The 20,496-nt window shown below is 43.4% G+C and carries 26 protein-coding genes and 1 riboswitch; of the genes, 24 read left to right on the top strand and 2 right to left on the bottom strand.

All coding sequences use genetic code 11. The features are described from left to right. Window positions 1-7 precede the first annotated feature (7 nt). From fadE to AC0DBE_RS16130, 19 genes are all read left to right on the top strand, one after another. The gene (gene fadE, locus AC0DBE_RS16220; RefSeq protein WP_242734338.1) at window positions 8-1,792 is read left to right on the top strand and encodes an acyl-CoA dehydrogenase FadE; all 1,785 of its coding nucleotides are present in this window, start codon (window positions 8-10) and stop codon (window positions 1,790-1,792) included. Between the two features lie 108 nt (window positions 1,793-1,900). Next, window positions 1,901-2,257: an arsenate reductase family protein gene (locus AC0DBE_RS16215; protein ID WP_003222779.1), complete on the top strand. Its 357-nt coding sequence runs from the start codon at window positions 1,901-1,903 to the stop codon at window positions 2,255-2,257. A gap of 66 nt (window positions 2,258-2,323) precedes the next feature. Then, a complete protein-coding gene (gene gcvH, locus AC0DBE_RS16210; protein WP_003222781.1) occupies window positions 2,324-2,707 on the top strand; it encodes a glycine cleavage system protein GcvH in 384 nt (127 codons plus the stop codon). A 55-nt stretch (window positions 2,708-2,762) separates the two neighbouring features. Then, window positions 2,763-2,999 (top strand): YusG family protein, encoded by a 237-nt coding sequence (locus AC0DBE_RS16205; protein ID WP_003222783.1) that lies wholly within the window; start codon window positions 2,763-2,765, stop codon window positions 2,997-2,999. A gap of 77 nt (window positions 3,000-3,076) precedes the next feature. Beyond that, window positions 3,077-3,439, top strand: coding sequence for a toprim domain-containing protein (locus AC0DBE_RS16200; protein ID WP_166854595.1), 363 nt, complete (start codon window positions 3,077-3,079; stop codon window positions 3,437-3,439). Between the two features lies 1 nt (window position 3,440). After that, window positions 3,441-3,761 carry a thioredoxin family protein gene (locus tag AC0DBE_RS16195; protein ID WP_014115085.1) on the top strand — a complete coding sequence of 107 codons (321 nt, stop codon included), beginning with the start codon at window positions 3,441-3,443 and terminating at the stop codon, window positions 3,759-3,761. Window positions 3,762-3,868: 107 nt separating this feature from the next. Continuing rightward, window positions 3,869-4,213, top strand: coding sequence for an SCP2 sterol-binding domain-containing protein (locus AC0DBE_RS16190; RefSeq protein WP_014115084.1), 345 nt, complete (start codon window positions 3,869-3,871; stop codon window positions 4,211-4,213). 114 nt (window positions 4,214-4,327) lie between these two features. After that, a riboswitch (SAM riboswitch) is annotated at window positions 4,328-4,434 on the top strand. 105 nt (window positions 4,435-4,539) lie between these two features. Next, the gene (metN, locus tag AC0DBE_RS16185; RefSeq protein WP_014115082.1) at window positions 4,540-5,565 is read left to right on the top strand and encodes a methionine ABC transporter ATP-binding protein MetN; all 1,026 of its coding nucleotides are present in this window, start codon (window positions 4,540-4,542) and stop codon (window positions 5,563-5,565) included. Next, a complete protein-coding gene (gene metP / locus AC0DBE_RS16180; protein WP_014115081.1) occupies window positions 5,558-6,226 on the top strand; it encodes a methionine ABC transporter permease MetP in 669 nt (222 codons plus the stop codon). Before metN ends, metP begins: the two co-directional genes overlap by 8 nt. 13 nt (window positions 6,227-6,239) lie before the next feature. Then, a complete protein-coding gene (gene metQ, locus AC0DBE_RS16175) occupies window positions 6,240-7,064 on the top strand; it encodes a methionine ABC transporter substrate-binding lipoprotein MetQ (protein WP_014115080.1) in 825 nt (274 codons plus the stop codon). 285 nt (window positions 7,065-7,349) lie between these two features. Beyond that, a complete protein-coding gene (locus AC0DBE_RS16170; protein ID WP_003222796.1) occupies window positions 7,350-7,727 on the top strand; it encodes a carboxymuconolactone decarboxylase family protein in 378 nt (125 codons plus the stop codon). A gap of 192 nt (window positions 7,728-7,919) precedes the next feature. Further along, complete coding sequence (locus tag AC0DBE_RS16165) at window positions 7,920-8,057, top strand: YuzK family famiily protein (RefSeq protein WP_014115079.1); 138 nt, start codon at window positions 7,920-7,922, stop codon at window positions 8,055-8,057. 193 nt (window positions 8,058-8,250) lie between these two features. Beyond that, on the top strand, window positions 8,251-9,036 hold the full coding sequence (gene sufC / locus AC0DBE_RS16160; protein WP_003151872.1) for a Fe-S cluster assembly ATPase SufC: 786 nt from the start codon (window positions 8,251-8,253) through the stop codon (window positions 9,034-9,036). A gap of 17 nt (window positions 9,037-9,053) precedes the next feature. Continuing rightward, the gene (sufD, locus tag AC0DBE_RS16155) at window positions 9,054-10,367 is read left to right on the top strand and encodes a Fe-S cluster assembly protein SufD (RefSeq protein ID WP_014115078.1); all 1,314 of its coding nucleotides are present in this window, start codon (window positions 9,054-9,056) and stop codon (window positions 10,365-10,367) included. Further along, a complete protein-coding gene (gene sufS / locus AC0DBE_RS16150) occupies window positions 10,367-11,587 on the top strand; it encodes a cysteine desulfurase SufS (RefSeq protein WP_061187980.1) in 1,221 nt (406 codons plus the stop codon). Before sufD ends, sufS begins: the two co-directional genes overlap by 1 nt. Further along, window positions 11,577-12,020 (top strand): Fe-S cluster assembly sulfur transfer protein SufU, encoded by a 444-nt coding sequence (gene sufU / locus AC0DBE_RS16145; RefSeq protein ID WP_003222809.1) that lies wholly within the window; start codon window positions 11,577-11,579, stop codon window positions 12,018-12,020. The genes sufS and sufU overlap by 11 nt, the downstream gene beginning before the upstream one ends. Window positions 12,021-12,040: 20 nt before the next feature. Beyond that, entirely contained in the window at window positions 12,041-13,438 is a 1,398-nt protein-coding gene (gene sufB, locus AC0DBE_RS16140) for a Fe-S cluster assembly protein SufB (RefSeq protein WP_003228608.1), read from the top strand. Window positions 13,439-13,892: 454 nt separating this feature from the next. Then, window positions 13,893-14,171, top strand: a complete 279-nt coding sequence (locus AC0DBE_RS16135; protein ID WP_061187981.1) for an ArsR/SmtB family transcription factor — start codon at window positions 13,893-13,895, stop codon at window positions 14,169-14,171. Window positions 14,172-14,290: 119 nt separating this feature from the next. Further along, window positions 14,291-14,674 carry a VOC family protein gene (locus tag AC0DBE_RS16130; protein ID WP_014115076.1) on the top strand — a complete coding sequence of 128 codons (384 nt, stop codon included), beginning with the start codon at window positions 14,291-14,293 and terminating at the stop codon, window positions 14,672-14,674. A 163-nt stretch (window positions 14,675-14,837) separates the two neighbouring features. On the opposite strand, the gene AC0DBE_RS16125 is transcribed toward AC0DBE_RS16130, so the two are convergent. Beyond that, window positions 14,838-15,110 carry a hypothetical protein gene (locus AC0DBE_RS16125; protein ID WP_472962869.1) on the bottom strand — a complete coding sequence of 91 codons (273 nt, stop codon included), beginning with the start codon at window positions 15,108-15,110 and terminating at the stop codon, window positions 14,838-14,840. Continuing rightward, window positions 15,110-15,259, bottom strand: a complete 150-nt coding sequence (locus AC0DBE_RS16120; RefSeq protein WP_003240873.1) for a hypothetical protein — start codon at window positions 15,257-15,259, stop codon at window positions 15,110-15,112. The genes AC0DBE_RS16125 and AC0DBE_RS16120 overlap by 1 nt, the downstream gene beginning before the upstream one ends. A gap of 158 nt (window positions 15,260-15,417) precedes the next feature. Between AC0DBE_RS16120 and AC0DBE_RS16115 the strand changes: the two genes are divergently transcribed. From AC0DBE_RS16115 to AC0DBE_RS16095, 5 genes are all read left to right on the top strand, one after another. Next, complete coding sequence (locus AC0DBE_RS16115; RefSeq protein WP_472962866.1) at window positions 15,418-16,542, top strand: NAD(P)/FAD-dependent oxidoreductase; 1,125 nt, start codon at window positions 15,418-15,420, stop codon at window positions 16,540-16,542. A gap of 95 nt (window positions 16,543-16,637) precedes the next feature. Further along, window positions 16,638-17,012: a nucleotide excision repair endonuclease gene (locus AC0DBE_RS16110; protein ID WP_041521064.1), complete on the top strand. Its 375-nt coding sequence runs from the start codon at window positions 16,638-16,640 to the stop codon at window positions 17,010-17,012. Window positions 17,013-17,224: 212 nt separating this feature from the next. Then, on the top strand, window positions 17,225-18,211 hold the full coding sequence (gene frlB, locus AC0DBE_RS16105) for a fructosamine deglycase FrlB (protein ID WP_061187984.1): 987 nt from the start codon (window positions 17,225-17,227) through the stop codon (window positions 18,209-18,211). 80 nt (window positions 18,212-18,291) lie between these two features. Next, window positions 18,292-19,560, top strand: a complete 1,269-nt coding sequence (locus AC0DBE_RS16100; protein ID WP_014115071.1) for an ABC transporter substrate-binding protein — start codon at window positions 18,292-18,294, stop codon at window positions 19,558-19,560. 57 nt (window positions 19,561-19,617) lie between these two features. Continuing rightward, window positions 19,618-20,496: a carbohydrate ABC transporter permease gene (locus tag AC0DBE_RS16095; protein ID WP_003222831.1), complete on the top strand. Its 879-nt coding sequence runs from the start codon at window positions 19,618-19,620 to the stop codon at window positions 20,494-20,496.

Raw genomic sequence — 20,496 nt, 5'->3', positions numbered from 1 at the left:
AAAACAAATGGCAAAAAAAGCGGCTGAAGTACAAAAAGGCGGCGGTTTCTTAATCGAGGATGTTCCATACGATCAAATGTATACACCGGAAGATTTCACTGACGAGCATAAAATGATTGCGAAAACAACTGAGGACTACATTGAGCAGGATGTTCTCCCTCATATAGATGACATCGAAAACCATCAATTCGAGCATTCCGTCAGGCTGTTGAAGAAAGCGGGCGAACTTGGGCTGCTTGGCGCTGATGTGCCTGAGGAATACGGAGGGCTCGGTCTTGATAAAATCAGCTCGGCACTCATCACTGAAAAATTTTCGCGTGCGGGAAGCTTTTCTCTTTCTTATGGGGCGCATGTCGGCATCGGGTCCTTGCCGATCGTCTTTTTCGGATCAGAAGAGCAAAAGAAAACATATTTGCCAGGACTCGCTTCAGGCGAAAAGATCGCTGCTTATGCACTGACTGAGCCGGGCTCTGGGTCTGATGCGCTTGGAGCAAAAACAACAGCCGTGCTAAATGAAGCAGGAACGCATTACGTGTTAACCGGGGAAAAACAGTGGATTACCAACTCTGCCTTTGCTGATGTATTTGTTGTTTACGCTAAAGTGGATGGCGAAAAGTTCTCGGCCTTTATTGTGGAAAAAAATTTCCCGGGTGTATCGACGGGTCCGGAAGAAAAGAAAATGGGAATCAAAGGATCATCGACAAGAACGCTTATTTTAGATCAGGCTGAAGTGCCAAAAGAAAACCTGCTTGGAGAAATCGGCAAAGGGCATGTCATCGCCTTTAATATTTTAAACATCGGCCGCTACAAGCTGGCGGTTGGCACAATCGGTGCATCTAAGCGGGTAATCGAGCTGTCTGCGGCATACGCAAATCAGCGGCGCCAATTTAAAACGCCGATTGCTAGCTTTTCGCTGACCCAGGAAAAAATTGCGACAATGGCATCAAGGCTGTACGCGATGGAAAGCTCTGTGTACAGAACGGTTGGGCTGTTTGAAGACAATATGAGCCAGTTTACAGCCGAAGATCTCAAGGACGGCCGGCAAATTGCCAAGTCAATTGCCGAATATGCCATCGAATGCTCTCTGAATAAGGTATTTGGCTCTGAAACGCTTGATTATATCGTAGATGAAGGCGTGCAGATTCATGGAGGCTACGGTTTTATGCAGGAGTACGAAGTAGAAAGAGCCTACAGGGATTCAAGGATCAATCGGATTTTTGAAGGCACAAACGAAATCAACCGGTTAATCGTGCCAAGCACCTTCCTGAAAAAAGCGCTCAAAGGCGAACTGCCTCTATTTGAAAAAGCGCAGTCGCTGCAGGAAGAACTCATGATGCTTATGCCTGAAGAGCCTGGCAGCGGCGTGTTAGAGCAGGAGAAATATATCGTTAAGCAAGCCAAAAAAATCGCGCTGTTCGCTGCCGGTCTCGCCGCGCAAAAATACGGAAAAGCCATCGATCGCGAACAAGAAATTCTCGTCAACGTCGCGGATATCGTCAGCAATGTGTATGCAATGGAATCAGCCGTGCTCAGAACGGAAAAGGCCATTGCCGCGCAAGGCGAAGAAAAAGCGGCGCAAAAGGTGCTGTATACAGAAATTTTCGTTCAAGAAGCCTTTAATGAAATTGAAGCGCACGCGAAGGAATCCCTCATCGCAATGGAAGAAGGAGATTCACTCCGCATGATGCTTTCCGCTCTGCGCAAGCTCACGCGCGTAACACCTAAAAACGTTATTCAGAAAAAACGCGAAGCGGCAGCGGGCGTTTTTGAGGCTGAAAAATATATTGTCTGATTGGCCAAGAGCTCCGCATGCGCGGAGCTTTTTTAAGAAGCACTGTTTTAGGTTTTTAAAACAAACTGTGTTAAAATAACCTCGATTATTTTATTGAGGGGGAAGAAGATGTCGTTAACTTTTTACTGGTACCCTAAATGCGGAACGTGCCGCAAAGCAAAGAAATGGCTTGAAGAGCATGGGAAAGAAATAAACGAAATACATATTGCAGAGCAGCCTCCAAGCAAAGAAGAACTAAAAGCGCTTTATGAAAAAAGCGGGCTGGACCTCAAGAAATTTTTCAACACGAGCGGCATGAAATACCGTGAGCTGAATCTCAAGGAAAAGCTGTATCACATGTCGGAGGACGAGCAGCTTGAACTGCTGGCTTCAGACGGAATGCTGATCAAACGCCCGCTTACAACAGACGGCGAAAAAGTGACAGTCGGATTTAAAGAAGACCAATTTGAAGAAAACTGGGCTTAATGTAAATTTTTTTTGAAAAGTATGTTATCTTCTTATTGTAGTGCTGTAAAAAATGGAGGGATTCAATTGAGCATACCTAAAGATTTGCGTTACTCAGGAGAACACGAGTGGGTAAAAGTTGAAGGAGAAAAAGCCAGAATTGGAATTACGCATTTTGCCCAGTCTGAGCTAGGCGACATCGTGTTTGTCGAACTTCCTGAAGTCGGCGCTGAAATCAAAGCGGACGAGCCATTTGGCAGTGTTGAATCCGTTAAAACGGTATCTGAGCTTTATGCACCGATTAACGGAACTGTTGTGGAAGTAAACGAAGATCTTGATGACAGTCCGGAATTCGTCAACGAATCTCCGTACGAAAAAGCATGGATGATCGTCGTTGAGCCGTCTGACGCTTCTGAAATTGAAAAACTGATGACAGCAGAGCAATACGAAGAGATGACACAAGAAGACTAAAACAGGATAGCTGTAAAGGCAATTGGACACGCTAACGTTATGGGAGGTGTCCAATATGGCTTTCAGCAAACAAAAGCTCGATGTCACCAATGATGTGACAGGCCGCTTTCAAAATGGCCGGCTCTCGTTATATCATGAAAATGAGATGATCGGCCAAATGACAAGCATGAATGAATATGAGCTTAAGTCAGGTTATTCCTTTGAAAATGAGAAATTTTATAAGACAGCTGATGTGGTCTCAGGAAACGACGAAAAATACGTGGATTGTGACTACGAAAACGGCTGGTGTTAATGTTGGCGGTGAATTTCACTGCCTTCTTTTACAATCTGAACGTTTCAAATATGACGCGGCAGGTGAAGAAGATGAAGATGGATGAGCTGGAAAAGGTTATGATTGTCGAAGGGAAAACAGATAAAGAGAAAATCGAAAGCGTCCTGAATGAACCAGTGCGCATTATCTGCACAAACGGAACAATCAGCCAGCTGAAGCTTGAGGAATTGGCTGACGAGCTTTACGATAAAGACGTCTATATATTAGTTGATGCTGATGAATCAGGCGAGAAATTAAGAAAACAGCTGAAAAGAGAATTTCACGAAGCCTGCCATCTCCATATCGACAGAGCCTATAAGGAAGTAGCGGCTGCACCCAGGCACCATGTCGCCTCTGTATTGCTGCGTGCGAATTTGAATGTCCATACTATTTTTCTTGAAAGAAAATCCCGAGGTGTATAGCATGAAAGAACTCCAAGAATATGAGCTTGAGCACATTGAAGATGATGTGTATCTCCTTTATTTATATACTCCGTTTTGCGGCACCTGCCAGCTTGCAAGCAAAATGCTGACAGTGGTGAAAGAAATGCTGCCTGATGTCGCCTTCTATAAAAACAATGTCAATTACTCTCCGACATTCGCAAAAGCATATCAAATTGAAAGCGTCCCTTGTTTTCTGCTGTTTAAAGGCGGAAAAGTGGTCGAAAGAGGATATGCGTTTCACTCTGTTTCTTATTTATATGAGCTGATCAAACAAAAATCATCTTCCGCATCCCATTTATGACATATTTCTCTGCACAATCCAATGAAATTGTCGTTCGTTTTATAAAGGGGTTCTTGCGCCAGAAAGAGAAATGTGTATGTATGACCAACAAATAGGAGGTTGTACATATGGAGAAAGCGGAAGTTTTAGAAGATGAGTATCAGCATCTGTTTTTAAAACCCCTTTTGAACGCTTCGACATTGCTCATTACCTTCCAAGGAGAAACAGAAGCCTTAACCGTCTCAATAAACGAACAGGGAGAAATGAAAAAAATTTCTTCGCCCCAAACGTCCAACCTGACCTTTTACGGAAACCAAACAGAAATTATTGACTTATTGCACGGAGACATTTCCCTTCAGCACCTTATTCAGAGCGGAAGCCTCAAAGTAAAGGGGTCATTCAGGGCCCTGTTAAAACTAGAAGCCATACTCTGGCTGACGAACGGATTTTTTCAGAGGATTTTAAAGAATTAAAAAATAGGTAATTATTATAATAGTAAAAGTTGACATCATTTATTTTATTGACATTTAATCATTCGCCATGCTATTCTACATTAAGAATTTCCGGACGAAAAAGACTATATATTTCTCTTATCAAGAGAGGTGGAGGGAAGTGCCCTATGAAGCCCGGCAACCATCAACGCTGTTGAAATGGTGCCAATTCACACGAAGCGTTCAGCTTTGAAAGATGAGAGAAAGGCATTTTATATAAGCCTTTCTGCTCAAGTGTGCAGAAAGGCTTTTCTTTTGCAGAAAAACCCGGAAGATTTCTTAGAATAGTGTTAAGGCAGGTGATTGCTTTGATCAATCTTCAAGATGTTTCAAAAGTTTATAAGTCGAAACACGGAGATGTCAATGCTGTCCAAAATGTCTCGCTTTCCATTAAAAAAGGTGAGATTTTTGGAATTATAGGATATAGCGGAGCTGGTAAAAGTTCCTTAATCCGTCTGCTGAACGGCCTTGAGAAACCAACCTCAGGAACCGTGGAAGTGGCGGGAACCAAGATTAATGAAGTGAACGGACGCGCTTTAAGAAATGCACGCCATGAAATCAGCATGATTTTCCAGCATTTCAATTTGCTTTGGTCGCGGACCGTTAGAGACAATATCATGTTTCCTTTAGAAATTGCCGGGGTGAAAAAGAGCGAACGGATCAAGCGCGCCGATGAACTGATTAAACTGGTAGGTTTAGAAGGAAAAGAAAAATCTTATCCGTCTCAGCTGAGCGGCGGGCAAAAGCAGCGTGTCGGAATCGCCAGAGCGCTTGCAAACAATCCGAAGGTTCTCCTTTGCGATGAAGCGACATCAGCATTAGATCCGCAAACGACAGATTCAATTTTGGATCTATTGTCCGATATTAATGAAAGACTCGGTTTGACGATTGTGCTGATCACACACGAAATGCATGTCATCCGCAAAATCTGTAACAGAGTCGCTGTCATGGAAAACGGAAAGGTTGTGGAAGAAGGCGAAGTTCTCGATGTCTTCAAAAATCCGAAGGAAGACATGACAAAACGATTTGTTCAGCAGGTGACAGAGCCGGAAGAAACGAAAGAAACGCTACAGCACCTTCTTGATGAAACAGCATCAGGAAAAATGGTTCAGCTCACATTTGTCGGTGATTCTGCTGAACAGCCTCTGATTACAGAGATGATCAGAAACTTCAATGTCAGCGTCAATATTCTGCAAGGGAAAATCTCTCAGACGAAGGATGGAGCTTACGGTTCACTGTTCATCCATATTGATGGAGACGAGGAAGAAGTGCAAAACGTGATCCGGTTCATTAATGACAAACAGGTGAAAGCAGAGGTGATCACGAATGTTTGAAAAATACTTTCCGAACGTTGATTTAACTGAGTTGTGGAACGCGACATATGAAACACTTTATATGACGCTGATCTCTTTATTGTTTGCTTTTGTCATCGGGGTGATCCTCGGCTTGCTGCTTTTCCTGACAAGCAAAGGGAGCCTTTGGCAAAATAAAGCGGTCAACTCTGTGATTGCGGCCATTGTCAACATATTCAGATCGATTCCATTCCTTATTTTAATTATTTTACTGTTAGGGTTTACGAAGTTCTTAGTCGGCACGATCTTAGGGCCTAACGCCGCATTGCCGGCGCTGGTGATCGGTTCGGCACCGTTTTACGCGCGCCTTGCTGAAATCGCATTGCGCGAGGTTGATAAAGGTGTGATTGAAGCCGCTAAATCAATGGGCGCTAAAACGTCTACGATTATTTTCAAAGTGCTGCTTCCGGAATCTATGCCGGCTCTTATTTCTGGGATCACGGTTACGGCCATCGCTTTGATTGGCTCAACGGCAATTGCCGGAGCCATCGGTTCAGGCGGCCTTGGAAACCTTGCGTACGTAGAAGGATATCAGTCTAATAATGCTGATGTTACCTTCGTTGCTACTGTGTTTATTTTAATCATCGTCTTTATTATTCAAATCATCGGTGATGTAATAACAAATATTATAGACAAACGATAAGGGAGGATTTACATTGAAAAAGCTATTTTTGGGTGCATTACTGCTTGTGTTTGCAGGGGTTATGGCTGCCTGCGGTTCAAATAACGGCGCTGAATCCGGCAAGAAAGAAATTGTGGTTGCAGCGACAAAAACACCGCATGCGGAAATTTTAAAAGAAGCTGAACCATTGTTGAAAGAAAAAGGCTACACGCTGAAAGTGAAAGTGCTTAGTGATTACAAGATGTACAACAAAGCTTTAGCTGATAAAGAAGTGGATGCGAACTACTTCCAGCACATTCCTTACCTTGAGCAAGAAATGAAAGAAAACACAGATTACAAACTTGTGAATGCCGGAGCTGTTCACTTAGAGCCATTCGGTATTTACTCTAAAAAATACAAATCACTGAAAGACCTTCCAAACGGTGCGACAATTATCCTGACAAACAACGTCGCTGAACAAGGCCGTATGCTTGCAATGCTTGAAAACGCAGGATTAATCACACTTGATTCTAAAGTGGAAACAGTTGACGCAACATTGAAAGACATTAAGAAAAACCCGAAAAACCTTGAATTCAAAAAAGTAGCGCCTGAATTAACAGCAAAAGCATATGATAACAAAGAAGGAGACGCGGTCTTCATCAATGTAAACTATGCGATCCAAAATAAATTAAATCCTAAAAAAGATGCGATTGAAGTAGAATCAACGAAAAACAACCCATACGCTAACATCATTGCGGTAAGAAAAGGCGAAGAAGATTCTGCAAAAATCAAAGCGCTAATGGAAGTTCTTCATTCTAAAGAGATCAAAGACTTCATCGAGAAAAAATACGACGGAGCTGTGCTTCCTGTATCTGAATAAGACTGAAACCCCGGATGAGAAATCCGGGGTTCAATTATTGACAAAGCCCTAAAACGATATTAGTTTTAGGGCTTTGTCATCTTTTCAGCGTGATTGAAAACCCTTGAAGTCTAGGAAGGCCGAGCATTGGAGCGGAGCGAATGTTGCAATTCGTGAGCACCGACGCGCAGGTCTGACAACGAATGCGAGGGTTTGCTGACACGGTGAAACCCCGGATGAGAAATCCGGGGTTTTTTTCGGGTATTTTCCTAAAAGCTGTTCATAATAAAAAGGAATGTTAAACAGATGGAGGGATTTTCTTTGAATCAAGACAGAGGAAGCATGCAGGACGCGCTAAAACAGTATAAATTAGGTTTAGGCACATTTGAACAAAAGATGCCGCTGATGGGAAGAAAGTTTAACGAGTTTACTGAACAATGCTTTGCCGGCAATTCTCTGACTGAAAGAGAAAAACAGCTGATCGCCCTCGGAATCGCCATCAATGCCCAAGATGAATATTGCATGATCTATCACACAAAAGGCTGTCTTGATGAGGGAGCGACAGAAGAAAATATTCTCGAAGCCGTCAGTGTGGCGGCGGCATTTGGAGGCGGCGCGGCTCTCAGCCAAGGCGTGACAGTTGTCCAGCAGTGCATAGAGGAATTCGGAAACACCACGCATTAAGAGAAGGAATATTCCGAAAATCCATTCTCATTTGATCTAAAAGGATGCCTTCGTCTCATCTGCCGTTATTTCAAGCCATATCCTTTTTGCGGTATCCATTGCAGCGTTGATACAATAGAAGCAAATTTATGAAGGGATTGATTCATTATTTGCAGCAGCCAGGATAGACTGGACCTCGATTATACGTCAGAAATGGAAAAAGCAATGCTTCTGTCTCACGGAATTGGATACGAGGAATACGGACGCCGGCTGGAAACAAGAATGAAAGTAGAGCGGCAGAGAGAGCTTGATTATGAAAAGAGCAAGCGGATTTCTGCGGGAGGTTATTGAGAAAATCAATCTTTTAAAAAAGGGTGGGAATCCACTCTTTTTCTTTTTCAATCGCTTTAATTAAGTGCAGATCTTTGTTAAACTTGAGGAATGTGCAAGGCACGATAAAAAGTTGTATTTACTTTTCATTTGTTATAAAATTAGAATGAGAATAAAATGAGAATAATGATTATATATTTTTGGAGGTATAGATATGGCTGCTTCAACATTAACGATCAAAGATCTTCACGTTGAAATCGAAGGGAAAGAGATCTTAAAGGGTGTAAACCTTGAAATAAAAGGCGGAGAGTTCCACGCCGTAATGGGACCGAACGGAACAGGTAAATCCACTTTGTCAGCTGCTATTATGGGGCATCCTAAATATGAAGTAACAAAAGGCAGCATCACGCTTGACGGCAAAGATGTACTGGAGATGGAAGTGGACGAGCGTGCGCAGGCAGGTTTATTCCTTGCGATGCAGTACCCAAGTGAAATCAGTGGCGTGACAAATGCCGACTTCCTTCGCTCAGCAATCAACGCGCGCAGAGAAGAAGGCGATGAAATTTCTCTTATGAAATTCATCCGCAAAATGGACGAAAACATGGAGTTCCTTGAAATGGACCCTGAAATGGCCCAGCGCTACCTTAACGAAGGCTTCTCAGGCGGGGAGAAAAAACGCAACGAAATCCTTCAATTAATGATGATTGAACCGAAAATCGCCATCCTCGATGAAATCGACTCAGGTCTTGATATTGATGCACTGAAAGTTGTATCTAAAGGAATCAACAAAATGCGCAGCGAAAACTTCGGCTGCCTGATGATCACTCACTATCAGCGCCTGTTAAACTACATCACTCCAGATGTTGTTCACGTTATGATGCAAGGCCGTGTTGTAAAATCCGGCGGTGCAGAGCTTGCACAGCGTCTTGAAGCAGAAGGTTATGACTGGATCAAACAAGAACTTGGTATTGAAGACGAAACTGTAGGTCAAGAAGCGTAAGCGTTAGGGGGATTAACATGACACTAGGTACAAAACTATCCGTAGATCAGGAGTATCTCAAAAGCTTTTCCGAAAAGCATCAAGAACCTGCCTGGCTGAAAGACCTGCGCTTACAGGCTCTTGAACAAGCTGAGGATCTGCCGATGCCGAAGCCTGATAAAACAAAAATCACAAACTGGAACTTCACGAATTTCGCGAAGCATACAGTTGATAACGAACCGCTTTCTTCATTGGAAGATTTGACTGATGAAGTAAAAGCGCTGATCGATGTTGAAAACGAAGATAAAACATTATATGTACAGCGTGACCAGACGCCGGCATACCTTTCTCTTTCTCAAGAATTGAAAGACAAAGGTGTCATCTTCACTGATATTCTGACTGCCGCACGCGAGCACAGCGATTTGGTGGAGAAATACTTTATGAAGGACGGCGTGAAGGTTGACGAGCATAAATTAACTGCACTTCACGCAGCTCTTGTTAACGGAGGAGCATTCCTTTATGTTCCGAAAAATGTTCAGGTGGAGACGCCGGTTCAGGCTGTTTATGTCCACGAAAGCAATGATACGGCTCTCTTCAACCACGTACTGATTGTGGCTGAAGACCACAGTTCTGTAACGTATGTAGAAAACTACATTAGCACTGTAAACCCGAAAGACGCTGTCTTCAATATTATCAGTGAGGTCATCACAGGTGATAATGCCAGCGTGACATACGGTGCGGTGGATAATCTGTCTAGCGGTGTGACAACATATGTGAACCGCCGCGGTGCTGCTCGCGGACGCGACAGCAAAATCGAGTGGGCTCTCGGCCTGATGAACGATGGCGACACGATTTCCGAAAACACAACAAACCTTTACGGTGACGGCACATACGGCGATACGAAAACGGTTGTTGTCGGAAGAGGAGAGCAAACAGAGAACTTTACAACACAAATCATCCATTTCGGTAAAGCTTCAGAAGGATATATCTTGAAGCACGGTGTGATGAAGGATTCTGCTTCTTCTATCTTTAACGGAATCGGCAAAATCGAACATGGCGCTTCTAAAGCGAATGCGGAACAAGAATCACGTGTGCTGATGCTTAGTGAAAAAGCACGCGGAGACGCAAACCCTATTCTTTTAATTGACGAAGACGATGTAACTGCAGGACATGCGGCATCTGTCGGCCGTGTAGACCCTATTCAGCTTTACTACCTGATGAGCCGCGGAATTGCGAAAGAAGAAGCAGAACGCTTAGTCATCTATGGATTCCTTGCGCCGGTAGTAAACGAACTTCCGATTGAAGGCGTTAAGAAACAATTAGTTTCTGTTATCGAAAGGAAAGTGAAGTAATGAATATCACAGATATTCGTGAACAGTTCCCGATCCTTCATCAGCAAGTGAACGGACATGATCTCGTTTATCTCGACAGCGCGGCGACTTCTCAGAAGCCGCGTGCTGTCATTGAAACACTGGATAAGTATTATAACCAATACAATTCCAATGTTCACCGGGGCGTCCATACACTTGGAACCAGAGCGACAGACGGTTATGAAGGAGCGCGTGAAAAAGTCCGCAAGTTTATTAACGCGAAGTCAATGGCTGAGATTATTTTCACAAAAGGCACGACCACATCACTGAATATGGTGGCGTTAAGCTATGCGCGCGCCAACCTGAAACCGGGTGATGAAGTGGTTATCACCTACATGGAGCATCATGCGAATATCATTCCGTGGCAGCAGGCTGTCAAAGCGACTGGCGCCACATTAAAATATATTCCGCTGCAGGAAGACGGAACGATTTCTTTAGAAGACGTCAGAGAAACGGTCACAAGCAACACAAAAATTGTTGCGGTGTCTCATGTATCTAACGTCCTCGGCACGATCAACCCGATTAAAGACATGGCGAAAATCGCTCATGACAATGGTGCTGTTATTGTGGTGGACGGTGCGCAAAGCACGCCTCACATGAAAATTGACGTGCAGGATCTCGATTGCGACTTCTTTGCGCTTTCTTCCCATAAAATGTGCGGCCCTACCGGTATTGGTGTGTTGTACGGAAAGAAAGCCCTGCTGGAAAACATGGAGCCTGCCGAATTCGGCGGTGAAATGATCGACTTTGTCGGGCTTTATGAATCAACTTGGAAAGAGCTTCCGTGGAAATTCGAAGCGGGTACGCCGATTATTGCAGGAGCAATCGGTCTCGGTGCCGCAATTGATTTTCTCGAAGAAATCGGTCTTGATGAAATCTCCCGCCACGAGCACAAGCTTGCAGCTTATGCACTTGAACGCTTCAGCCAGCTTGACGGCGTAACAGTTTACGGACCGGAAGAGCGTGCCGGACTTGTCACATTTAATCTTGATGATGTTCATCCTCACGATGTGGCAACCGTACTTGATGCGGAAGGGATCGCTGTCAGAGCCGGCCATCATTGCGCGCAGCCGCTGATGAAATGGCTGGATGTAACTGCTACTGCAAGAGCAAGCTTTTATCTGTATAATACAGAGGAAGAGATTGATAAGCTTGTGGAAGCTCTTCAAAAGACAAAGGAGTATTTTACAAATGTCTTTTAATGCAAACTTAGATACATTGTACAGACAGGTGATTATGGATCATTACAAAAACCCGCGCAACAAAGGGGTTTTGAATGACAGCATCGTCGTGGATATGAACAATCCGACATGCGGCGACCGAATCAGACTGACAATGAAGCTTGACGGAGACATCGTGGAAGATGCGAAATTTGAAGGGGAAGGCTGTTCCATTTCAATGGCATCCGCTTCGATGATGACTCAGGCGATTAAAGGAAAAGATATTGAAACAGCCCTTTCCATGTCTAAGATTTTCTCGGATATGATGCAAGGGAAAGAATATGATGATTCTATAGATCTCGGGGACATTGAAGCCCTTCAAGGCGTTTCAAAATTCCCGGCCCGTATCAAATGTGCAACCCTGTCATGGAAAGCACTTGAAAAAGGAGTCGCAAAAGAAGAAGGCGGCAATTAAAAGGATTGGAGTGAAAATGGATGGCTAAAAAAATGCCTGATATTGGTGAATACAAGTATGGTTTTCACGACAAGGACGTTTCCATTTTCCGTTCAGAGCGCGGATTGACAAAAGAAATCGTAGAAGAAATTTCTCGCATGAAAGAAGAGCCTCAATGGATGCTTGATTTCCGCTTGAAATCACTTGAGCATTTCTACAACATGCCGATGCCTCAATGGGGCGGAGATTTAAACTCACTGAACTTTGACGAAATTACGTACTACGTAAAACCGTCTGAGCGTTCAGAGCGTTCTTGGGATGAAGTTCCTGAAGAAATTAAGCAAACATTCGACAAGCTCGGTATTCCTGAAGCTGAACAAAAATACCTTGCGGGTGTTTCTGCTCAGTACGAATCTGAGGTTGTATACCACAACATGAAAGAAGATCTTGAAGCGCAAGGCATCGTCTTTAAAGACACTGACAGCGCGCTGAAAGAGAATGAAGATATTTTCCGTGAGCACTGGGCAAAAGTGATCCCGCCGACTGATAACAAGTTTGCGGCGCTTAACTCAGCTGTTTGGTCCGGCGGATCTTTCATCTACGTCCCTAAAGGCGTGAAGGTTGAAACACCGCTTCAAGCTTACTTCCGTATCAACTCTGAAAACATGGGTCAGTTCGAACGTACACTGATCATCGTTGACGAAGAAGCAAGCGTTCATTATGTTGAAGGCTGTACTGCGCCTGTTTACACAACAAACTCACTTCACAGTGCAGTTGTTGAGATCATCGTGAAAAAAGGCGGCTACTGCCGTTATACAACGATCCAAAACTGGGCGAACAACGTTTACAACCTAGTAACGAAGCGTACAGTCTGTGAAGAAAACGCAACAATGGAATGGATCGACGGCAACATCGGTTCTAAACTGACAATGAAATATCCGGCTTGTATCCTAAAAGGCGAAGGCGCGCGCGGTATGACGCTTTCTATCGCTCTTGCGGGTAAAGGCCAGCATCAGGATGCAGGTGCGAAAATGATTCACCTTGCACCAAACACATCATCCACAATCGTATCAAAATCGATTTCAAAACAAGGCGGAAAAGTAACATACCGCGGCATCGTCCACTTCGGACGCAAAGCGGAAGGCGCCCGCTCTAACATCGAGTGCGATACGCTCATTATGGATAACAAATCAACTTCAGACACAATTCCTTACAATGAAATCTTAAATGATAACATTTCATTGGAGCACGAAGCGAAAGTGTCTAAAGTATCTGAAGAGCAGCTCTTCTACTTGATGAGCCGCGGTATTTCTGAAGAAGAAGCGACTGAAATGATCGTAATGGGCTTCATCGAGCCATTCACAAAAGAGCTACCAATGGAATACGCAGTTGAAATGAACCGTTTGATTAAGTTCGAAATGGAAGGTTCTATTGGTTAATGATGAAAACCTTTGTTTATCAAGGGTTTAAGGGATTGTTATAAATTGTAAAAATGTCGGCGTGCCGATTTCGTGTGTAGAAGACGAACTTTTGAAGTTCGTCTTCTTTTATTTTTTCAGTGATATCAAGTTAAGTATCCACTATTTTTTTGATGGTTAAATATCCTAATCGAAAATACATATGTCAGACTTGCGATTCTTTTGTCAAAAGCCTATCCTGAAAAATATTGAAGTCTAATGAAAAATTCAGGATAAATTTGTTCTTGTTGCGATAATGACCACATGATGTCTATACAATCGGGACAATATCTCCTGCTTGCACAAGTAAACTTTTCTATAAGATTCAAACGACTATTATGTGACTTTAACGGCTGCATGATACAGTTCCTTTATCAAGCAACCATACAGTTGCTTATACTTGACACGCAACCATGTAGTTGCTTATACTCGATATATGAATTGGGACAAAGACGCTATATTCAAAGCACTCGGCGATTCGACTCGTCGGCTTATATTAGACGAACTATCCGAACGAAACGAGCTGACGTTGTATGAACTTACGGTACGTCTCATTACGAAGCACAACCTCTCCATTACGCGACAGGCGATAGCTAAACATCTTTCTGTCCTGGAAGATGCAGAGCTCGTAAAATCAAAACGAAAGGGAAAATATCGAGTACTTATATTCAACAACGAACCCCTTAAAAATTTGCTCAAAGGATGGGTAGAATAATTTTATAAAATCAGAACAGGACTTCTGACAAATGTGTGGGTTGTTTTGCTTGTAGCCAGATTGTTCAGATTGTTAGCACATTACCATGCGTCATTCATATCAAAGGAGGGAAAAACAGTATGAAAATCATTGTTACCAGTATATTCGTACAAGATCAAGACAAGGCACTGGAGTTTTATACAGAAAAACTGGGGTTTGTAAAAAAGGAAGACGTTCCTATGGGGAAATTTAGGTGGATAACGCTTGTTTCTCAAGATGATCAAGACGGAACCGAGCTTTTACTCGAACCGAATGAACATCCTGCCGCCAAGGAGTATCAAAAGAAGATATTCGCCGAAGGCTTCCCAGCAACAATGTTTGGCGTTGCAGATATTCAAAAAGAGTACAAACGATTAAGGGAAAAAGGCGTGAAGTTTACTATGGAACCGACAAAAATGGGCGAAGTCACAATAGCTGTCTTCGACGATACTTGCGGCAACCTTATTCAAATTGTACAGAAGTAACCGATGCGAGTTTAAGTTCAGTGAAGTGGTTTTCATCAAAAGATAAAACTGTTTTATTCACAATTAATTAAGTGAATTTTTTCATAAAAAAGGACGTGTCTATTTTTAATCACGTCCTTTTTGTATGCAGAAGAAAAACCGCTGGCCGAGGGGCCGCGGTTTCTTATTCTTCGATCTCCTGATTGATGATTTGTTTTACAGATGTATTGCTGTTATGTTCCCTATTCATATCTTGTAAACGAGTATAAGCCGTGTCAAATTCCTCTTTTGACATCTGTTTTGCGGCTAATGCAGAGCATAAAATGGCAAAGGCGATCGGCATTGTATCAATGTGGATATCGATATGGACCTCTGAGTTGCCGCTGTTTTCGATCATAGATCCATTGTTAGGCATCTCTTGAGTATGTCTGTTGATAGGAATGATATTCTCGTTCATTACTCTTCTCCGTCTTGAGACTGTGCCTGTGCCTGATCCTGATCTGTATTCACGTTGACTACGACTTTTGCATTGCCGCTGTTTTCAACTTTAGCAACTGATACATTGCGCTTTTGGTTTTCTTCATTTTCATGACGATTTTCGCTCATGGTATCATCCTTTCTCTATTGATAGTGATAGGATATTCGATAGGAGAGAGAAGAGATTGGACGAACTTCGCGGTTTTTTCACATTGGGGCTAAAGGTCGAAGGGAAGCACTCTATTTGGTAAAATGAATAGACATTATAAAAGAAAAGGTGTTTGCATATGAAATCGTACATCATCGTCGGTGCAGGGATTCTTGGTGCGTCGACGGCTTATCATCTTGTCAAATTGGGTGCCCGGGTCATGGTGATTGACCGGAAGGAACCTGGTCAAGCGACTGATGCGGCAGCAGGGATCGTCTGTCCTTGGCTTTCGCAGCGCCGCAATCAGGATTGGTATCAGCTTGCTAAGGGAGGAGCACGGTACTATACGGATTTAATCCATCAATTGGAAGAAGACGGAGAAACGGATACAGGATATAAGCGTGTCGGTGCCATCAGCATTCATACTGATGCGGCAAAGCTTGATAAGATGGAGGAGCGGGCGTATAAGAGACGGGAGGATGCGCCGGAGATCGGCGACATTACCCGCTTGTCCGCAAGTGAAACGAAAAAGCTGTTTCCGATTTTAGCTGACGGTTATGAATCAGTTCATATCAGCGGTGCCGCCCGTGTGAACGGAAGAGCGCTGTGCGGGTCCCTTTTAAGCGCTGCAGAGAAACGCGGCGCAAAGATCATCAAAGGAAATACGTCCTTGCTTTTTGAAAATGGAACGGTCACCGGTGTACAAACAGACACACAGCAGTTTACGGCTGACGCGGTAATTGTGACAGCGGGGGCATGGGCCAATGAGGTCATGAAACCTCTTGGCATTCATTTTCAAGTGTCCTTTCAGAAAGCGCAGATTATGCATTTTGAAATGACGAAACCGGATACAGGATCGTGGCCGGTTGTGATGCCGCCGAACGATCAGTACATTCTTTCGTTTGATAACGGCAGAATTGTAGCTGGCGCCACACACGAAAACGATGCCGATCTAGATGATCTGCGTGTGACAGCCGGAGGACAGCACGAAGTATTGAGTAAAGCGCTAGCGTCAGCACCGGGTCTTGCTGATGCTGCTGCCATTGAAACAAGAGTGGGCTTCAGGCCGTTTACACCAGGGTTTTTGCCGGTTGTTGGCGCTGTACCGGACGTTCAAGGCCTTTTTGCCGCTAACGGTTTAGGCGCTTCGGGATTAACGATGGGGCCGTTCTTGGGATCAGAGCTCGCAAAGCTAGTTCTCGGAAAACAGACAGAAATCGACCTTAGCCCTTATGATCTAGCCGGAGCGTTGCATAATAAGTAAAAGCATAACAAACAAATATAGTAAAGCTGTTCTAGCTTTTCTTTTCTGTCTGTGTTAGCATTTACCTTTAATGAAAAAGAGGACGTGAACTGATTTTGATAAAAATTGATATACCTGCACCGAATGTCACCATCACCGAACGACAGCAGTCAGCTAATGATAACGAGCCGAAAATAAAGGCGATTTACGGATTCATCGACTTTCACCAGATACCAAGGGATAAAGGCGGCATCTTCATGTTTTATAACATTCATGACGAGCTGCTGTTTGTCGGTAAAGCTAGAAAGTTAAGACAGAGAATTAAGAAGCATTTTGAAGATACTGTCTCACCGATCAAACATCACAGAGACGAAGTATATAAAATTGAAGTATGTGTAGTTGAAGATCCAATGGAAAGAGAAATTTACGAAACATATATCATCAATACACAGCACTCGAAGTACAATATAGACAAGGTATTTTTTAAATAAGAAGTCAGTCTGCGGATTGAACAGCGAAGCCAGAGCTTATGTGAAGTTCTGGCTTTTGATTTGGGCATTTTTCCGCAGATAGACCTTTCTATCATCTGAGTAAATTATTGAGAAATTTCAGAAAATAATATTGACAATCATAGCCGTGGACTTTAATATAACAATATATAATGTTATATAACGTTATATAATAAAAATGAGGAGTGAAGGATTTGAGTCAGGCCACAGCAAAAGTAAATCGTGAGGTTCAAGCTTTCTTGCAGGATTTGAAAGGGAAAACCATTGACCATGTATTCTTTGTCGCATGCGGAGGGTCTTCGGCCATTATGTATCCGAGTAAATATGTGTTTGACAGGGAGTCAAAATCAATCAACTCCGACCTTTACAGCTCTAATGAATTTATTCAGCGCAACCCTGTTCAGCTTGGTGAAAAGTCTCTTGTTATTTTGTGCTCGCATTCGGGAAATACCCCGGAAACAGTCAAAGCCGCTGCGTTTGCAAGGGGCAAAGGCGCACTTACGATTGCGATGACGTATAAACCAGAGTCTCCTTTAGCGCAGGAAGCACAATATGTTGCCCAGTACGATTGGGGTGACGAGGCGCTTGCGATCAATACGAACTATGGCGTTCTGTATCAAATCGTTTTCGGCACCCTGCAAGTATTAGAAAACAATACGAAATTTGAACAAGCAATTGAAGGTTTAGATCAATTGCAGGCTGTGTATGAAGAAGCCCTTAAGCAGGAAGCTGACAACGCACAGCAGTTCGCAAAAGCTCATGAAAAAGAAAGCATTATTTATACAATGGCAAGCGGTGCAAACTACGGTGTCGCTTACTCCTATAGCATCTGCATTCTCATGGAAATGCAATGGATTCATTCCCACGCCATTCATGCCGGAGAATATTTTCACGGACCGTTTGAAATTATTGATGAATCCGTGCCGTTTATCATCCTGCTCGGTTTAGATGAAACTAGACCTCTTGAAGAGCGGGCGCTTACCTTCTCGAAAAAGTATGGCAAAAAGCTCACAGTGCTTGATGCCGCATCTTACGACTTCACTGCAATTGACGATTCAGTTAAAGGCTACCTTGCTCCGCTCGTTCTCAACCGTGTACTGAGAAGCTATGCGGATGAGCTGGCTGAGGCGAGAAATCATCCTTTATCTCATAGAAGATACATGTGGAAAGTTGAGTATTGATCTGAAACTGAGGAACCATTATGCATTAGACTATAATGTTATATAACATTATAGTCTAATGTCCAGAGGAGGCCAACCCTTTGAAGAAAATGTTGTTGTTTTTGATCATTGCAGCTGTCAGTATGCTCACCATTGCGGGCTGTTCGAGCCAGGGCAGTTCATCGGACGGAAAGGTGACATTGAAATTTTTCCACAGATGGCCGAAGGAGCCGGAAAAAAGTTATTTTGAAGAGGTTGTTAAGGAATTTGAAAAAGAACATCCGGATATCGACATTCAAATTGAAGCCGTTTTGAACGACTCTTATAAAGATAAAATTAAGGTCATGCTGGGAACCACCAGCCCTCCTGACATTTACTTCTCTTGGAGTGACGAGTTTGCTTTTAAATTCATCAGAGGCAATAAGGCACTTGATCTTTCGTCCTACTACGAAAGTGATACAGATTGGTCATCACAGCTCGTTCAATCGCAAGTTACACCATTTACTTATGAAAACAAGCAATATGGCGTGCCATGGCAAATGGACGCTAAATCATTCTTTTATAATAAAGACATTTTTAAAAAGCTGAACCTTGATCCTCCGAAGACATGGGATGAATTAATCGATGTGTCAAAGAAGCTGAAAGAAAATGGCTACACACCAATTAGCTTCGGAACAAAGGCGACTTGGACAATCTCGCACTATATCGGCACGCTCAATCAGCGGATGGTCGATGAAAAAACACGGGAAAAGGACTATAACGCCAAAACGGGTGAATTTACTGATGAAGGCTATGTAAAAGCACTTGAAAAGCTTCAGGAGCTGATGCCTTACTTCAATAAACATGTAAACTCCGTCGACCACGAATATGTAAGACAGCAATTTAAGAGCGGAAAGTCGGCGATGATATATGCAGAAACAGCGGAAATCAAGCTGGTTGAACCGGTGAATCTGGGGATGTTCCCATTCCCTGAAATCAGCGGGCAAAAAGGATCATCAGAAGCGTTAACGGGAGCGCCGGAAGGGTTCATGATTGCCTCAAAAACAAAACATCCGAAGGAAGCGATGGAATTTTTGCAGTTTCTGACGTCGAAAAAAATGGGTGAAAAGCTCGTCAAAGATGTCGGGAAATACAGCGCGGTGCAAGGAACGGCTACCGAAGAAAATTCTACAGCCATTCAGCGTGAAGCGGTTCAGCAAATTGTTGATGCCAAATCAATGGTTCCATGGTTTGATATGGATGTCGATGTTGAAATCGCAGATGCGTACTTAACGAGCGTCCAGCAAATGCTTGGCGGCGACATGACACCGGAGCAGGTGATGAAAGCTGTTCAAAAAGCAGCGAAGCAAGTGAGAGCGTCAGCTGAATAAATCAAAGAAAAGGTGAAACTTCGCACCTTTTCTTTTTATAAAGGAGATGAGATATCCTTGGTCAATCAGAATAAAATAATCCCCTATTTGTTTTTGGTGCCCGCTCTCGTTTTTTTACTTTTTGTTTATATCCCGATTTTTGAGAATGTCTTCCTCAGCCTGTTTCAGTGGAGCTCTTTTTCTCCGGAAAAAACGTTTATCGGATTGAAAAACTATGTTGAATTATTTCATGATCCTGTCTTCTATCAGGCACTTACCAATAATGTGCTTTACGCAGTGATCTCAATTGTATGCCAGGTATTTGGCGGTTTGATTTTGGCGGCGGTGCTTGAGGATAAGCTGGTCAGAAAATGGTCGCCGTTTTTTCGTACTGTTTTCTTTTTGCCGGTTGTCATCTCAATGACGGTGATCGCGCTTTTGTTTGATTTTATTTACAACCCTGAGACGGGGCTTTTGAATCAGTTGCTTCAGGCGGTCGGTCTTGATCAGCTGACGAGAGCCTGGCTTGGGGAGGACAGCACGGCTATGCTTTCTGTTATTTTTGTGTCTCAATGGCAATCTGTCGGTTATATTGCGATGCTGTACATTGTGTCGATTCAAAAAATACCGGATGAACTGTATGAAGCGGCCCGGCTTGACGGCGCGGGGAAAATTCAGCAGTTTTTTCATATTACCGTTCCCCAGACGAAAGAGATGTCTTTTGTTGCGGTGGTCATGACGCTGACCGGCGCCTTTACGGTATTTAATGAACCGTACATATTGACAGGCGGCGGGCCGGGAAACGCTTCAGAAGTTTTAAGCACGTTTTTATATAAAAGCGCCTTTACAAAGGATATGATGGGCTATGCCTCAGCGATAGCCACCGTTGTGTTAATCATTACGCTCGCATTGTCGCTCATGCAAATGAAGTTCTTTAAAACCGGAAAGGAGGAGTAA

The sequence above is a fragment of the Bacillus sp. VA15 genome, assembly GCF_055721145.1.
The sequence above is the reverse complement of the archived record's forward strand: the minus strand, read 5'-3'. Positions and strand labels throughout refer to the sequence as shown.

Excerpts from the sequence above, each read along its gene's own strand:
- fadE (WP_242734338.1), top strand. The coding sequence starts at position 8 with ATGGCAAAAAAAGCGGCTGAAGTACAAAAAGGCGGCGGTTTCTTAATC.
- AC0DBE_RS16215 (WP_003222779.1), top strand. The coding sequence starts at position 1,901 with ATGTCGTTAACTTTTTACTGGTACCCTAAATGCGGAACGTGCCGCAAA.
- AC0DBE_RS16205 (WP_003222783.1), top strand. The coding sequence starts at position 2,763 with ATGGCTTTCAGCAAACAAAAGCTCGATGTCACCAATGATGTGACAGGC.
- AC0DBE_RS16200 (WP_166854595.1), top strand. The coding sequence starts at position 3,077 with ATGGATGAGCTGGAAAAGGTTATGATTGTCGAAGGGAAAACAGATAAA.
- AC0DBE_RS16195 (WP_014115085.1), top strand. The coding sequence starts at position 3,441 with ATGAAAGAACTCCAAGAATATGAGCTTGAGCACATTGAAGATGATGTG.
- AC0DBE_RS16190 (WP_014115084.1), top strand. The coding sequence starts at position 3,869 with ATGGAGAAAGCGGAAGTTTTAGAAGATGAGTATCAGCATCTGTTTTTA.
- metP (WP_014115081.1), top strand. The coding sequence starts at position 5,558 with ATGTTTGAAAAATACTTTCCGAACGTTGATTTAACTGAGTTGTGGAAC.
- AC0DBE_RS16170 (WP_003222796.1), top strand. The coding sequence starts at position 7,350 with ATGGAGGGATTTTCTTTGAATCAAGACAGAGGAAGCATGCAGGACGCG.
- AC0DBE_RS16165 (WP_014115079.1), top strand. The coding sequence starts at position 7,920 with ATGGAAAAAGCAATGCTTCTGTCTCACGGAATTGGATACGAGGAATAC.
- sufC (WP_003151872.1), top strand. The coding sequence starts at position 8,251 with ATGGCTGCTTCAACATTAACGATCAAAGATCTTCACGTTGAAATCGAA.
- sufD (WP_014115078.1), top strand. The coding sequence starts at position 9,054 with ATGACACTAGGTACAAAACTATCCGTAGATCAGGAGTATCTCAAAAGC.
- sufS (WP_061187980.1), top strand. The coding sequence starts at position 10,367 with ATGAATATCACAGATATTCGTGAACAGTTCCCGATCCTTCATCAGCAA.
- sufU (WP_003222809.1), top strand. The coding sequence starts at position 11,577 with ATGTCTTTTAATGCAAACTTAGATACATTGTACAGACAGGTGATTATG.
- sufB (WP_003228608.1), top strand. The coding sequence starts at position 12,041 with ATGGCTAAAAAAATGCCTGATATTGGTGAATACAAGTATGGTTTTCAC.
- AC0DBE_RS16135 (WP_061187981.1), top strand. The coding sequence starts at position 13,893 with ATGAATTGGGACAAAGACGCTATATTCAAAGCACTCGGCGATTCGACT.
- AC0DBE_RS16130 (WP_014115076.1), top strand. The coding sequence starts at position 14,291 with ATGAAAATCATTGTTACCAGTATATTCGTACAAGATCAAGACAAGGCA.
- AC0DBE_RS16125 (WP_472962869.1), bottom strand. The coding sequence starts at position 15,110 with ATGAACGAGAATATCATTCCTATCAACAGACATACTCAAGAGATGCCT.
- AC0DBE_RS16120 (WP_003240873.1), bottom strand. The coding sequence starts at position 15,259 with ATGAGCGAAAATCGTCATGAAAATGAAGAAAACCAAAAGCGCAATGTA.
- AC0DBE_RS16115 (WP_472962866.1), top strand. The coding sequence starts at position 15,418 with ATGAAATCGTACATCATCGTCGGTGCAGGGATTCTTGGTGCGTCGACG.